Raw genomic sequence first — 14,982 nt, 5'->3', positions numbered from 1 at the left:
GGCTCGCCGGGACGCCCGGCTCGATCACTCGTTGTAGATTTACAAAAATATTGCCACTAAAAATGCTTGTTTTCTATCATGGAGTGAATAATCTTGTAATTCCTATAACAAAACCGTTTCAGTGAGGCTGTCGCGTCTTTGTGCCACAAGCTTCACCCGAACTGCCAGAGGTAATGCCATGACCCTTCGCATCGCGATCAACGGATTCGGCCGCATCGGACGCAACGTCCTTCGCGCACTCTATACCCAAGGCTACCGTCAGGACCTGCAGGTCGTCGCCATCAACGACTTGGGCGACAGCGCCATGAACGCCCACCTGCTCAAGTACGACAGCGTTCACGGCACCTTCGACGTCAGTGTCGAGGCCGACCACGAAAGCATCACGGTCAACGGCGACCGCATCAGCGTGAGCGCCATCCGCAACCCTGCCGAACTGCCCTGGAAAGCCGAAGCCATCGACGTCGTGTTCGAATGCACGGGGCTGTTCACCGAACGCGAAAAAGCCGCTGCGCACCTGAGCGCCGGCGCCGGCAAGGTCATCATCTCGGCACCGGCCAAGGGCGTGGATGCCACCGTGGTGTATGGCGTCAACCACGACGTGCTGCGCGCCTCGCACCAGATCATCTCCAACGCGTCGTGCACCACCAACTGCCTGGCGCCGATCGCCCAGGTGCTGCAGCGCGAGTTCGGCATCGAACAGGGCTTGATGACCACTATCCACGCCTACACCAACGATCAGGTACTCACCGACGTCTACCACAGCGATCCGTACCGCGCGCGCTCGGCCACCCAATCGATGATTCCGAGCAAGACCGGCGCCGCCGAGGCCGTGGGCCTGGTGCTGCCGGAGCTGGCTGGCAAGCTCACCGGCATGGCCGTGCGGGTGCCAGTGATCAACGTGTCGCTGGTGGACCTGACCGTCAACCTCAAGCGCGAGGTCTCGGCCGACGACGTCAACGCGCTGTTCCTGGAGGCCAGTCGCCATTCGCGGGTGCTGGGTTACAACAACCTGCCGCTGGTGTCGTGCGACTTCAACCACAACCCGCTGTCGTCGATCTTCGACGCCAACCACACTCGCGCCAACGGGCGCATGCTCAAGGTGCTGGCCTGGTACGACAACGAATGGGGCTTCTCCAACCGCATGCTCGACAACTGCCTGGCACTGTTCAACGCGCGCTGAGCCGCATCACGGGCTGGCGGTCAGGCTGTTCGACGCGTCCAGAGGCGGCTCGCGGTCGAGCAGCTTGCTGCGCCATGTCGAGAATCGGCTGCGGTGGCTGCTTGGTCATGTCGTAACTGACCTCGGGCTTGTAGGGGCTGCGCTGTTGCAGCACATCGTCCAGCGCCCGCAGGTGCTGCGCCACGCACACTTGCTTGAGGTTGCGACCGTCACGGCTGATGGCGGGCGCCGCCGAGCAATGACAGACCGCCGAACACAGTACGGTCTTGTCGTTCTGATCGAGCTGAGGCGCTTGCAGGCGAACAGGATTGACGCGCTCGCCCACCGCCGTACCGCCCTGGTCGAGACGGGGCCTGTCGCTCATGCCTCGTCGTCTCGCAGCAGAGCGATGTAGAGCGTCTCGGGGCGGCTGTGAACGCGCGGAACCGTACGACCTTCTGCATCCGTGGTGCCGACCAGGTTCCACCCATCGTCCGACCACAGCCTGACCTTGCGCCCGGCAATGGGCTTACCCCTCATCTGATCTATCAGCTGGAAGTGCCCCCGCCGATATTGACGTTCCCGGATCCGCCAATCACCACGCCACCATGGCCACCCTCACTGTCCTGTAACGCAGCCGGTTTGCCATTGATGAACACGGAGGTGGAAAAGCCAGTGCTCAGGGTGTCGCCACAAGCGCATTCATCGCCTTCGCGAGCGGCCGGACGACCGTTGATCAAGACGTTGGGGGAACCGGAAAGAAGCGTGCTGTCGCCATGCACCGGGCACTTGATCGCGTCGCCCTTGCGGGCGGCAGGCTTGCCAGTCATGACAGCCCTCCTCGCTCAGCGCTCGATCCAAAACGCTTGATGAGTGCCGCAAATTCGGCTAAGCGAATAAGCGAAATGCTCCGAGCCGCCTGATGGGCCATGGTGTCTCCTGATCGTCATTGCCTGAGGTGGGAGCCACAAACCTAGGCACCTCCTTCCGGCAAGACAACGCTTGATCGAGAAACCAGAAAATCCCTACTTATAGAAACAATTAGAAACCCAATAGCTGATTATCACCGCAGATTTATCGCGTTGAAATTGCCCTTTGCTCTGAAGGGGATGGCGCCATGACATTTCCCAGCTTGACCTTTAGCGCGAATGATACGCATCATCAAAAATCCCATTCGGTCAGGTTTCCCCGTGAGTCAGTCCCGCTTCACTGCCCTGTTTCTCAACCAGCGCCTGAGCCTGTTGCGCACGCTCCAGCGCATGGTCGGCAACCCGAGCACGGCTGAAGACCTGGTGCAGGAAACCTACCTGCGGGTCACTCGCGCATTGGGCGAGCGCCCCGTGGAACACCTCGAACCTTTCGTCTTCCAGACCGCGCGCAACCTGGCGCTCGACCACCTGCGCGCACGTCGCGTCCAGGCGCGCACGCTGGTGGACGACGTCTGCGAGCAGGTCCTGCACAATGTCGCCGCGCCGCTGAGCAGCCGCGAAGATGCCCTGCACGCCGAACAACTGCTGGAGCGTCTGAGCCTGAGCCTCGGCCAGCTCAGCGAGCGGCAACAACGCATCTTCATCCTCAGCCGCTTGCAGGGCGCCAGCTACCAGGAAATCGCCGAGCAATTGCAGGTCTCGGCCAGCACGGTGCAGAAGGAACTGAAACTGATCATGGCGATCTGCGTGAGCGTGGCCGAGCGCCTCGCCTGAGCGCTTGCCAGCCCTGGCGCCAGCACCGATCATCTGCAGCAGCCATCGCCCAAGGACATGCCGTGACCGACTCCGCCTCTCGCCCATCGCTCGCCGCGCCAGACGCCCGCGCCCGTGCCCTGGACGAGGCCCAGGACTGGCTGATCCGTCTGCAATGCCCTAGCGCCGAAGACACCGAACACTTCCAGGCCTGGCTGAGCGCCAACGACCATAACGCCCACGCCTACGTGGAGGCCGAAGCGCTATGGAACGGCGCGCAGGTGCGCCGACTCGCCGGCGATCTGCACCAGCGCCGTCGCGCGTCCCTGCGCGGTCGCCTACGTCGCCACTGGAAACCGCTGGCCACGGCTGCGTTGCTGTTGGTGGGGCTGTTCACCTTCGGCAATCTGCCGGTGCGCCTGCAAGCCGACCACCTGACCCAAGTCGGCGAACGCCAGCGCTTGCAACTGGACGGTGGCGCCCACGTGCTGCTGAACACCGATTCGGCATTCGCCAGTCACGCGCGCGACGGCCAGCAAGTCGCACGCCTGCTGCAAGGCGAGGCCTACTTCGAAGTGCCTGGCGGCGACCAGCCGGCGCTGGAGGTCCAGGCTGGCCCGCTGCGTGCGCAGGCACGCGATACCCACTTCGCCGTGCGCTACCTCGACGGCCAGGCGCAGGTGCGGGTACAGCGCGGTGATGTCGACCTGCAGGCCGCCAGCGACCAGCGCATTCGTCTGCGTGCCGGCGACAGCATCGCGGTCGGCCCCGAAGGTTTCGGCCAGCGCCAGCGGGTCGATCCGCAGAAGGACCTGGCCTGGGTCGAGGGTCGTCTGGTCTTCGAGAATTGCCCCATGAGCCAGGTGCTCGACGAATTGCGCCGCTACTATCCCGGCTGGATCATCAATCGCAACCCGCGCCTGGAAACCGTAGCGGTGACTGGCAACTACCGCCTGGACCAGCCACTGGAGGCGCTACGGGCCCTGGCGCACATCACTTCGGCGCAAGTGCATGAGTACCCGAACGTGGTGATTCTCAACTGATCGCCGCACTCCCGCGCAGTCCATCCCACTATTTTTTACGCAATCGCGATCCTGGCACGTCTCGTTATAGCCAATGCAACTGATTCTTGTTCAAAAACGAGAACTGCACTCACTCATAACGGTTCGCGCGACAGGGAGCGCTTTCGATGTCCTCAGGTCCAACCCGCCTTCATTCCTCCCCCCAACGCCGGGGGCAATTGTCCCTATTGACCTTGGCCTTGATCGCCAGTGGCGTCGGCTGCCTGCCTGCGCTGGCCGCCGAGCCCGCCCAGGTCAGCAGCCCGCGTAGCGGCGAATATCGCTTCGCCATCGCCCAGCAGCCACTGGTCTCAGCCATCAATGCCTTCAGCCAGACCACCGGCTGGCAGGTCGGCTTTTCCGCCGAACTGGCCCAGGATGTGGCCTCCCCCGGCGCCCAAGGCGCGCTGTCGCCTGAGGCCGCGTTGCGCCAGTTGCTCGCCAATACCGGTCTGGACTTTCGCATCCTCGGCCCCGGCAACGTGGTGCTCGAACGTCAGCGCGCCGGCACGGTGATCGCCTTGCAGCAGATGACCGTCAGCGCCACCCGTAGCGCCCAGGATGCCAGCCAGGTGCCCAGCAGCGTCAGCGTACACACCCGCGAACAACTGGACCGGCAGAACGTCGGCGACATCAAGCAACTGGTGCGCTACGAGCCCGGCGTATCAGTGGGCGGCACCGGCCAACGCAGCGGCCTGAACGGCTTCAACATCCGCGGCATCGACGGCGAGCGCATCCTCACCCAGATCGATGGTGTGTCGATCCCCGACAGCTTCTTCTACGGCCCCTACGCCCAGACCCAGCGCAACTACGTCGACCCTGAAATCGTCAAGCGCGTGGAAATCCTGCGTGGCCCGGCCTCGGTGCTCTACGGCAGCAATGCCATCGGCGGCGCGGTGAGCTACTACACCCTGGACGCGGACGACATCATCAAGCCCGGCAAAGACATCGGCGCGCGCCTGAAGACGGGCTACAGCTCGGCCGACGAGAGCTGGCTGACCTCCGCCACCGTCGCCGGCCGCCAGGGCGACGTCGACGGCTTGCTGCACCTGAGTCAGCGCAACGGCCACGAGACCGAGTCCTACGGCAGCCACGGCGGTACGGGCCTGGCCCGGACCGAGGCCAACCCCGAAGACGTGCGCACCACCAACGTGCTGGCCAAGCTGGGTTGGAACTACGCCGACGACGCGCGCCTGGGCCTGACCTACGAGCACTACAAGGACGACCGCGATCAGAACATCCGCAGCGCCGTGGGTGGGCCGTTCATCCCAGGCTTCGGCGCCATGAACAGCTACCGCCTGCGCCAAGGCAACGATACCGTCACCCGCGAACGCGTGGGCATCAACCATGAATTCGGCCTCGACAGCCTGCTGGCAGATCACGTCAAGTGGAGCCTGAACTACCAGATCGCCAAGACCGACCAGCGCACCGACGAGCTGTATTTCGCGTCCGGGCGCCAAGTGGCGCGCGATCGCCAGACCACCTACAAGGATCGCCAGTGGGTGCTCGACGCGCAATTGGACAAGGCCTTCAGCCTCGGTGAGACCGAGCACCTGCTGACCTACGGCACCACCTTCAAGCATGAGAAAGTCACCGGCTCACGCAGCGGCAGCGGCGTCTGCCTGAATGTCGGCGGCACCTGCCGCGCCATCGGCCAGGTCAGCACGAACGACGGTCAGGCACGGGTCAGTGACTTCCCCGACCCCACCGTCGACACCTACAGCCTGTTCGCCCAGGATGAGATCCGCTGGAACGACTGGACCTTCCTGCCCGGCGCCCGCTACGACTACACCCGCCTGTCGCCGAAAATGACCGACGAATTCCTGCGCGGCATCCAGGGCAACGGCGCAGCGGCCGCCGGTATCGACGACAGCGACAAAAAGTGGCATCGGGTCTCGCCCAAGCTCGGCATCACCTATGCCTTCGACGATCACTACACCTGGTACGGCCAGTACGCCGAGGGCTTCCGCACACCGACCGCCAAGGCCATGTATGGCCGCTTCGACAACCCGACACTGGGCTATCGGGTCGAGCCCAACCCGAACCTGGAACCGGAAAAGAGCAAGAGCTACGAGACGGGCCTGCGCGGCCAGTTCGAGGCCGGCCAGTTCGATGTCGCGGTGTTCTACAACAAGTACCGCGACTTCATCAACGAAGACGCTGTGCAGTCGGCCAACCTCGGCTCGACCTTCCAGGCCAACAACATTCGTCACGCCACCATCAAGGGTGCCGAACTCAAGGGCCGTCTGAACCTGGACAGCTTCGGCGCCAGCCAGGGCCTCTATACCCAGGGTTCGCTGGCCTATGCCCATGGCCGCAATGACGACAACGGCCAGCCGCTGAACAGCGTCAACCCGCTCACCGCCGTACTGGGCCTGGGCTACGAGCAGCCGCAGTACGGTGGCCTGCTGAGCTGGACGCTGGTCAAGCGCAAGACCCGGGTCGACGACAGCACCTTCTTCGCCCCGGACGGTACCAGCTCGCAGTTCCGCACCCCAGGATACGGCGTGCTCGACTTGACCGGCTTCTACAAGGTCACCGACGACGTGACCGTCAACGCAGGCCTGTACAACCTCACCGACAAGAAATACTGGCAGTGGGATGACGTGCGCGGCTACGACGGCCTGGGCGAAGCGGCCGTGACCCAGCCGGCCAACCTCGACCGCCTGACGATGCCCGGTCGCAACTTCGCCATCAATGTGGTGTGGGATATCTGATTCGGGGCTGTTTACCGTGAGCCCTGCGCGCGCAGTGGCTCACCCGCTCCTTCGACCCTCAATGCGAATACGTCCTGACCGCAGGTGAGGTTTTTTTACTGCCCTGCGTCTTCTCTTTCGTCTTTTACCTAGACTGCCCCATTTCCCAAGGATGCCTCCATGACCCAAGCCCCTTCCGAGCGCCCTGCCCTGCGCTCGCAGCGCCTGAACCAGGTGACCCACGCCCCGCACACCGAGCTCGATGCCTTGGTCAAGTCGCATGCGCCGTTCGACAGCCGCGACAGCTTCGCCCGCTTCGTCGTCGCCCAGTACCTGTTCCAGTCCGAACTGCAGGCGCTGTACAACGACCCGGCGCTGATCTCGCTCTTCCCGGACCTCGCCGCCCGCTGCCGGGCCGAACAGGCACGGCTGGATCTGGCAGACCTGAACACCGCTGTACCGTCAGCCGTTCCCGGCGCCGTGACCGCGCCGACGCTGGGCCAGGCGCTGGGCTGGATCTTCGTCTCCGAAGGCTCCAAACTGGGCGCCGCGTTCCTGATCAAGCGCGCGCAGGCGTTGGGCCTGTCCGACAGCTTCGGTGCCCGCCATCTGGGCGAGCCCGAAGGTGGCCGGGCCGAGGGCTGGAAACAGTTCATCCGCACGCTGGACGGCTTGCAGTTGTCGCCAGAACAGGACGTCGCCGCCGAGCGCGCCGCCGTGGCAGCCTTCGAGCGCTTTACCGAGCTGCTCAGGCACGCCTATGCCACCGATGCCGCGCTGGCTTGAAATGCCTTTGCCGGCCACCCTCCCGGTGGCCGTATCGCCTTGCAGTGAGACCATGACGACCCGACTTGCCCGCTCCCGAGTGTCACGCCTGCTGTATGCGCTTCTGGCCTATGTCAGCCTCGGGATAGGCCTGGTCGCCATCGTGATACCCGGCCTGCCCACCACCGAGTTCATCCTCCTCGCCGCCTGGGCCGCGACCCGCAGCTCGCCCCGCTTGGCAGCGTGGCTGGACAACCATCGGCTGTTCGGACCGATCCTGTGGAACTGGCGCAATGGCAAGGTCATCCAGCGCCGCGCCAAGATCAGCGCCACCCTGAGCATGCTGTTGTGCGCCAGCCTGATGCTGATCGTGCTCGAGCACCGCTGGCCGGTGTTCCTGGCCATCGCCGGCATGACCCTGGGCAACCTGTGGATCTGGTCGCGTCCAGAGCATCCCACTGCGCCACTTCCCGCCGAACTGCAACGCTGACATTGCATCGACGCGCCGGATGTACTGCAATGACCCCCAGCACGGAGGATCCTGCATGCATCAGATGCTCGACACCATCGCCCAAGCACTCGACCTGGACAGCAGCGCCCTGCGTTGGCACGGCATCGGCGCGCTGCCCTCGACCTTCGCCGTCACCGACTTGGCCGCCGCCAGTGTGGCAGCCGCTGGTCTGGCCCTGGCCAGGCTGCTGCAACAACAGACCGACCAATGCCCGTTGGTCAGCGTCGATCGGCGCCTGGCTTCGTTCTGGTTCGCCACCAGCCTGCGTCCCCACGGCTGGCAGACACCGCCGTTGTGGGACGCCATCGCGGGCGACTACCCCACCCGTGACGGCTGGATTCGCCTGCACACCAACGCCGTCCATCACCGTCAGGCGGCACTGGCTGTGCTAGGTACCCCCGCCGAACGCCAGGCCGTCGCCGCCGAGGTCGCGCGCTGGGATGCCGAAGCGCTGGAAAGCGCCGTGGTCCAGGCCGGCGGCTGCGCGGCGCAGATGCGCAGTTGGGCGCAGTGGTGCGCGCATCCCCAGGGCCTGGCCGTCAACCAGGAGCCGCTGGTGCTGCGCGAAGGCTTCGAAGCCGGCCCGACCCTGACCTGGCAGGGCACACCGACGCGTCCGTTGGCAGGGCTCAAGGTACTCGACCTGACCCGCATCATCGCCGGCCCCACGGCCAGCCGCCTGCTGGCCGGCTTCGGCGCCCAGGTCCTGCGTATCGACCCGCCAGCCTGGGAAGAGCCCTCGCTGGTCGCTGAGGTCACCCTCGGCAAGCGCTGCGCGCGTCTGGACTTGCACGCCCCCGCAGACCGCGAGACGTTCGCTGCCCTGCTTGCCGACGCCGACGTCCTGCTGCACGGCTATCGCGCCGATGCTCTGGAGCGTCTGGGCTTCGGCGCGCGGTATCGGCGCCAGCTCAACCCCGGCCTGATCGACGTCAGCCTCAATGCCTACGGCTGGAGCGGGCCGTGGCAGGATCGCCGGGGTTTCGACAGCCTGGTGCAGATGAGCAGCGGTATCGCCCGTGAAGGCATGCGCTGGCAGCAGGCGGAAAAACCCATACCGCTGCCAGTGCAGGCGCTCGACCACGCCACCGGTTACCTGATGGCCGCCGAAGCTATTCGGGGCCTGCAACAGCGCCTGCACAGCGGCGCCGGTTGCCGCGCGCGCCTGTCGTTGGCACGCACCGCCGCCTTGCTGGTCGAGCACGGTACGGTCGGCGATGACCTGCCGCTGGCCGAAGAAAGTGCCGACGATCTCGATCCCCACTTGGAGCACACGCCCTGGGGCGTGGCGCAGCGGCTCAAGGGCCCGTTAAGAGTGGGCTGCGCGCAGTTGGAGTGGGCACTGGGCGCCAGCGAGCTGGGTTCGGCCCGCCCGGCCTGGTGACCGTCACAGGGCGGGACGCTAAAGACTCAGCAGCCCCACGGAAAGCGCCCAGGCCGCCACCCCGGCGCCCAGCAGCACCACGGCGAAGATCAGCATCTCCCATCGGCTGAACAGCGCCCGGCCCTGCTCTCGGCGAGCCCGTGCGAACAGGATTGCCCCAGGGGCATACAGCAGCGCCGAGAGCAGCAGGTACTTGGCGCCACCGGCGTACAGCAACCACAGCGCATACACCAAGGCCAGCAGACTAATCATCAGGTCCTTGCGCCGCGCGGCCGACTGCCCGGCATAACCCTCGCCGCACCAGGCCAACTTCACGGCATAGGCGGCCGACCAGAAGTACGGCATCAGGATCATCGACGAGGCGAGGTAGATCAGGCTGGTGTAGGTGCCGGCAGAAAACAGCGTGATCAACAGGAAACCCTGGATCATGCCATTGGTCAGCCACAGCGCATTGGCCGGCACCTGGTTGGCGTTCTCCTTGGCGAGAAAACGCGGCATCGTGCCGTCACGGGCCGTGGCGAACAGGATCTCGGCACAGAGCAACGCCCACGACAGCAAGGCGCCGAGCAGCGACACCGCCAGGCCGACGCTGATCAGTAGGGCGCCCCAGGGCCCTACCAGGTGTTCCAGTACCGAAGCCAACGATGGGTTCGGCAATCCTGCCAACTGGCCACGACTCATCACGCCCAGCGACAGCACATTGACCAGCACCAACAGCGCCAACACGCCGAGAAAACCAATCAACGTCGCCCTGCCGACATCCGAGCGACGCCGCGCGCGCCCGGAATAGACGCTGGCGCCCTCGATGCCGATGAACACGAACACCGTCACCAGCATCATGCTGCGCACCTGCTCCAGCACGCTGCCCAACTGCGGCGTATCCAGGCCCCAGACATCGCGGGTGAAGACATCGGCGCGAAAAGCGCAAGCGGCGATGACGATGAAGATCAGCAGCGGCAAGACCTTCGCCACGGTCGTGACCAGGTTGATGAACGCCGCCTCCTTGATGCCGCGCAGCACCAAGAGGTGCACGCTCCAGAGCAACAGTGAGGCACAGCCAATGGCCAGGGGCGTATTGCCCTCGCCGAACAACGGAACGTAGAACCCCAGCGTGCTGAACAGCAGGACGAAATAGCCGACATTGCCCATCCAGGCACTGATCCAGTACCCCCAAGCCGAGCAGAAGCCCAGGTAGTCGCCGAACCCGGCCTTGGCGTAGGCATACACGCCCGAGTCGAGCGTCGGCTTGCGATTGGCCAGGGTCTGGAACACGAACGCCAGCGCCAGCATGCCCACGGCGGTGATCGACCAACCGATCAGCACCGCGCCCACTTCGGCACGGGCAGCCATGTTCTGCGGCAGCGAGAAGATCCCCCCGCCGATCATCGACCCCACGACCAAGGCGACGAGCGCGCCCAAGCCTAGTTTGTGTCCTTGCTCGCCCATCAAGGAGCACCCTCACCGGGCGCACGGCAGTTGAACGATCGAATTGAAGCGTGAGATTTCATGACAGTCATATCAACTAAAACCATTAAATCTAAATGACTCATAACGGATCTGTCTATCGGTGAGCGCTTATACAGGGGCCGAGTGCCAAACGTTTCACATCCTGAGCACTTATCGCCTTTGAAGACGAGGAAAATTGGCGAAGCCCTAGGAAACGACTAGGTTGAAAGTTCGTTCGGCAAACGCTGTGTTTTTCTGGCGACCGACCTCAAAGCCTTGTGGCACATGGCCTTCATGCAGAGGAATGGATCGCTTTCGTCTTCAATTTCGAACTAGCGAACGGGAAGTTTCTGACGACGAATCCTCAACGACTGATCCAAATCAGCGAATGTCGAATGCGTCGGATTTATTCTTTCAGCAACTTCCTCCTGACGTGGAGTCGTTAAATGTCTGATGCTCCCGGAAAACTCAAACTTGGTGCATTAGTTGCCCTCGTGGTGGGTTCGATGATCGGCGGCGGTATCTTCTCGCTGCCGCAGAACATGGCCGCCAGCGCCGGGGTCGGCGCGGTACTGATCGGCTGGGCAATCACCGCCGTGGGCATGCTCAGCCTCGCCTTCGTGTTCCAGACCCTGGCCAACCGCAAGCCCGACCTGGACGGCGGCGTCTACGCCTACGCCAAGGCCGGGTTCGGCAACTACATGGGCTTCTCTTCGGCCTGGGGCTACTGGATCAGCGCCTGGCTGGGCAATGTCGGCTATTTCGTCCTGCTGTTCAGCACCCTGGGCTATTTCTTCCCGATCTTCGGCCAGGGCAACACGCCAGCGGCCATCGTCGGCGCCTCGCTGTTGTTGTGGGGCGTGCACTTTCTGGTGCTGCGCGGCATCAAGGAGGCGGCGTTCATCAACCTGGTCACCACGGTGGCCAAGGTGGTGCCGTTGCTGCTGTTCGCCTTGATCTGTCTGTTCGCCTTCAAGCTCGACGTGTTCACCGCCGACATCTGGGGACAGGGCTCCCCCGACTTGGGCGGGGTGATGAGCCAGGTGCGCAACATGATGCTGGTGACGGTATGGGTGTTCATCGGCATCGAAGGCGCGAGCATCTTTTCCTCACGGGCGCAAAAACGCGCCGACGTGGGCAAGGCCACGGTCATCGGCTTCGTCACCGTGTTGCTGTTCCTGGTGCTGGTGAACGTGCTGTCGATGGGCGTGATGACCCAGCCGGAACTGGCCAGGTTGCAAAACCCATCGATGGCCGCCGTGCTCGAACACGTCGTCGGTCACTGGGGGGCGCTGTTGATCAGCGTCGGCCTGATCATTTCGCTGCTGGGAGCGCTGCTGTCGTGGGTGCTGCTGTGCGCGGAAATCATGTTCGCGGCCGCCAAGGACCACACCATGCCGGCGTTCCTGCGCCGTGAGAACGCCAACCATGTGCCGGCCAATGCCCTGTGGCTGACCAACGCCATGGTGCAGATCTTCCTGGTCATCACCCTGTTTTCCAACAGCACCTACCTGTCGCTGATCTACCTCGCCACCTCGATGATCCTGGTGCCCTACCTGTGGTCGGCGGCCTATGCGGTGCTGCTGGCGGTGCGCGGGGAAACCTACGCGCAGGCCCTGGCCGAACGACGCAAGGACCTGGCCATCGGCACCATCGCCCTGCTCTACGCCATCTGGCTGCTGTACGCCGGCGGCGTGAAGTACCTGCTGCTGTCGGCATTGCTCTACGCACCGGGCGCGATCCTGTTCGCCAAGGCCCGGCACGAAGTGGGCCAACCCATTTTCAGCCGCCTGGAAAAACTGATCTTCGCCGCCGTGGTCCTGGGCGCCCTGCTGGCAGCCTACGGCCTGTACGACGGCTTTCTGACCCTGTGAATCACCTCTTGCTGGAGGAACACCTCATGTCCGCGGACAAAGCGAAATACGGCGTCCATTCAGAAGCCGGCAAACTGCGCAAAGTGATGGTCTGTGCACCGGGGCTGGCGCACAAGCGTCTGACCCCAAGCAACTGCGACGAACTGCTGTTCGACGATGTGATCTGGGTCGACCAGGCCAAGCGCGACCATTTCGACTTCGTCACCAAGATGCGCGAGCGCGGCGTCGAGGTGCTGGAGATGCACAACCTGCTGACCGACATCGTGCAGGACAAGGCGGCGCTGGCCTGGATCCTCGACCGCAAGATTTCGCCGGACACCGTCGGCGTCGGCCTCACCAACGAAGTGCGCAGTTGGCTGGAAGGCCTGGAGCCGCGCCACCTGGCCGAATTTCTGATCGGCGGCGTGGCCGGCCAGGACCTGCCGCAGAGCGAAGGCGCGGCAGTGGTGAAGATGTACAACGACTACCTGGGCCATTCCAGCTTCATCCTGCCGCCGCTGCCCAACACTCAGTTCACCCGCGACACCACCTGCTGGATCTACGGCGGCGTCACGCTCAACCCCATGTACTGGCCGGCGCGCCGCCAGGAGACCCTGCTGGCCACGGCCATCTACCGCTTCCACCCACAGTTCACCCAGGCCGACTTCCAGGTCTGGTACGGCGACCCTGACAAGGAGCATGGCCAGTCCACCCTCGAAGGCGGCGACGTGATGCCGATCGGCAACGGCGTCGTGCTGATCGGCATGGGCGAGCGCACTTCGCGCCAGGCCATCGGCCAGTTGGCGCAGAGCTTGTTCGCCAAGGGCGCGGTGGAAAAAGTCATTGTCGCCGGCCTGCCCAAGTCGCGCGCAGCGATGCACCTGGACACGGTGTTCAGCTTCTGCGACCGCGACCTGGTCACGGTCTTCCCGGAGGTGGTCAGCGAAATCGTGCCGTTCATCATTCGCCCCGACGAGAGCAAGCCCTACGGCATGGACGTACGCCGGGAACATAAATCGTTCATCGACGTGGTCGGCGAACACCTGGGGGTGAAGCTGCGAGTCGTGGAAACCGGTGGCAACAGCTTCGCCGCCGAGCGCGAGCAGTGGGACGACGGCAACAACGTGGTGGCCCTGGAGCCCGGCGTGGTCATCGGCTACGACCGCAACACCTACACCAACACCTTGCTGCGCAAGGCCGGCGTGGAAGTGATCACCATCAGCGCCGGCGAACTGGGCCGGGGTCGCGGCGGCGGCCACTGCATGACCTGCCCGATCGTGCGCGATCCGATCGACTACTGAGAGCCGTCATTCCCAGCTACACGAGCCTACCGAACCCAAGGAGACACCGTCATGGCGTTCAACATGCGTAACCGCAACCTGCTCAGCCTCGAACACCACAGCACCCGCGAACTCAAGTACCTGCTGGACCTGTCGCGCGACCTCAAGCGTGCCAAGTACACCGGCACCGAGCAGCAGCACCTGAAGGGCCGCAACATCGCGCTGATCTTCGAGAAGACCTCCACCCGCACCCGCTGCGCCTTCGAGGTCGCCGCCTATGACCAAGGCGCCAACGTCACCTACATCGATCCCAATTCCTCGCAGATCGGCCACAAGGAAAGCATGAAGGACACCGCCCGCGTGCTCGGGCGCATGTACCACGCCATCGAGTACCGCGGCTTCAAGCAGGAGATCGTCGAGGAGCTGGCCACATTCGCCGGCGTGCCGGTGTTCAACGGCCTGACCGACGAATACCACCCCACGCAGATGATCGCCGACGTGCTGACCATGCGCGAGCACAGCGACAAGCCGCTGCACGACATCAGCTATGCCTACCTGGGCGATGCGCGCAACAACATGGGCAACTCGCTGTTGCTGATCGGCGCCAAGCTCGGCATGGATGTGCGCATCGCCGCGCCCAAGGACCTCTGGCCCCACGACGATCTGGTGCAACGCTGCAAGCAGTACGCCGAAGAAAGCGGCGCACGCCTCACCCTGACCGAAGATCCGCGCGCGGCCGTCAAGGGCGTGGACTTCATCCACACCGACGTGTGGGTGTCGATGGGCGAGCCGATCGAAGCCTGGGGCGAGCGCATCACGCTGCTCAAGCCTTATCAGGTCAACGCTGCGCTGATGCAGGCCAGCGGCAACCCGCGGACCAAATTCATGCACTGCCTGCCCGCCTTCCACAACTGCGAGACCAAGGTCGGCAAGCAGATCGCCGCGCAGTACCCGGAGTTGACCAACGGCATCGAGGTGACCGACGACGTGTTCGAGTCCCCGGCCTGCATCGCCTTCGAACAGGCCGAGAACCGCATGCACACGATCAAAGCGATCCTGGTCTCGACCCTCGCCGATCTTTGAGCGTCAAGCGGCGAGCCTCAGCCCGACCGCGCGTCTACTGGCCGCTCGACGCTGACGGCTCG

At 64.2% G+C, this 14,982-nt stretch carries 13 protein-coding genes; 10 read left to right on the top strand and 3 right to left on the bottom strand.

All coding sequences use genetic code 11. The features are described 5' to 3' along the window. Positions 1-178: 178 nt before the first annotated feature. The gene (gene gap, locus NJ69_RS01610) at positions 179-1,180 is read left to right on the top strand and encodes a type I glyceraldehyde-3-phosphate dehydrogenase (protein ID WP_039575689.1); all 1,002 of its coding nucleotides are present in this window, start codon (positions 179-181) and stop codon (positions 1,178-1,180) included. On the opposite strand, the gene NJ69_RS22580 is transcribed toward gap, so the two are convergent. Next, complete coding sequence (locus NJ69_RS22580) at positions 1,167-1,544, bottom strand: hypothetical protein (protein WP_052191967.1); 378 nt, start codon at positions 1,542-1,544, stop codon at positions 1,167-1,169. The genes gap and NJ69_RS22580 overlap by 14 nt on opposite strands. 163 nt (positions 1,545-1,707) lie before the next feature. After that, positions 1,708-1,989, bottom strand: a complete 282-nt coding sequence (locus NJ69_RS22575) for a PAAR domain-containing protein (RefSeq protein ID WP_029613375.1) — start codon at positions 1,987-1,989, stop codon at positions 1,708-1,710. 360 nt (positions 1,990-2,349) lie between these two features. Here NJ69_RS22575 and NJ69_RS01595 point away from each other — a divergent pair, with 360 nt between their 5' ends. From NJ69_RS01595 to NJ69_RS01570, 6 genes are all read left to right on the top strand, one after another. Then, entirely contained in the window at positions 2,350-2,862 is a 513-nt protein-coding gene (locus NJ69_RS01595) for an RNA polymerase sigma factor (RefSeq protein ID WP_029613376.1), read from the top strand. 62 nt (positions 2,863-2,924) lie between these two features. Then, positions 2,925-3,884: a FecR family protein gene (locus tag NJ69_RS01590; RefSeq protein ID WP_029613377.1), complete on the top strand. Its 960-nt coding sequence runs from the start codon at positions 2,925-2,927 to the stop codon at positions 3,882-3,884. A 146-nt stretch (positions 3,885-4,030) separates the two neighbouring features. Further along, positions 4,031-6,619 carry a TonB-dependent receptor gene (locus NJ69_RS01585; RefSeq protein WP_039575687.1) on the top strand — a complete coding sequence of 863 codons (2,589 nt, stop codon included), beginning with the start codon at positions 4,031-4,033 and terminating at the stop codon, positions 6,617-6,619. A 159-nt stretch (positions 6,620-6,778) separates the two neighbouring features. Beyond that, positions 6,779-7,384 (top strand): biliverdin-producing heme oxygenase, encoded by a 606-nt coding sequence (locus tag NJ69_RS01580; RefSeq protein ID WP_039575684.1) that lies wholly within the window; start codon positions 6,779-6,781, stop codon positions 7,382-7,384. Positions 7,385-7,436: 52 nt separating this feature from the next. Further along, positions 7,437-7,853 (top strand): YbaN family protein, encoded by a 417-nt coding sequence (locus NJ69_RS01575; RefSeq protein ID WP_037027852.1) that lies wholly within the window; start codon positions 7,437-7,439, stop codon positions 7,851-7,853. 55 nt (positions 7,854-7,908) lie between these two features. Then, complete coding sequence (locus tag NJ69_RS01570) at positions 7,909-9,258, top strand: CoA transferase (RefSeq protein ID WP_039575680.1); 1,350 nt, start codon at positions 7,909-7,911, stop codon at positions 9,256-9,258. Positions 9,259-9,276: 18 nt separating this feature from the next. Here NJ69_RS01570 and arcD (NJ69_RS01565) read toward each other — a convergent pair whose 3' ends face one another. Next, positions 9,277-10,704 (bottom strand): arginine-ornithine antiporter, encoded by a 1,428-nt coding sequence (arcD, locus tag NJ69_RS01565; RefSeq protein WP_039575677.1) that lies wholly within the window; start codon positions 10,702-10,704, stop codon positions 9,277-9,279. A gap of 446 nt (positions 10,705-11,150) precedes the next feature. Between arcD (NJ69_RS01565) and arcD (NJ69_RS01560) the strand changes: the two genes are divergently transcribed. From arcD (NJ69_RS01560) to NJ69_RS01550, 3 genes are read left to right on the top strand one after another with little or no spacing between them, the layout of a single operon-like run. Beyond that, positions 11,151-12,578 carry an arginine-ornithine antiporter gene (gene arcD, locus NJ69_RS01560; protein ID WP_039575674.1) on the top strand — a complete coding sequence of 476 codons (1,428 nt, stop codon included), beginning with the start codon at positions 11,151-11,153 and terminating at the stop codon, positions 12,576-12,578. Positions 12,579-12,604: 26 nt separating this feature from the next. Continuing rightward, positions 12,605-13,858, top strand: coding sequence for an arginine deiminase (arcA, locus tag NJ69_RS01555; RefSeq protein ID WP_039575671.1), 1,254 nt, complete (start codon positions 12,605-12,607; stop codon positions 13,856-13,858). A 51-nt stretch (positions 13,859-13,909) separates the two neighbouring features. Continuing rightward, a complete protein-coding gene (locus NJ69_RS01550; protein WP_039575669.1) occupies positions 13,910-14,920 on the top strand; it encodes an ornithine carbamoyltransferase in 1,011 nt (336 codons plus the stop codon). The last annotated feature ends 62 nt before the right edge of the window (positions 14,921-14,982 follow it).

The organism is Pseudomonas parafulva (assembly GCF_000800255.1).
Taxonomy (GTDB): domain Bacteria; phylum Pseudomonadota; class Gammaproteobacteria; order Pseudomonadales; family Pseudomonadaceae; genus Aquipseudomonas; species Aquipseudomonas boreofloridensis.
The sequence above is the reverse complement of the archived record's forward strand: the minus strand, read 5'-3'. Positions and strand labels throughout refer to the sequence as shown.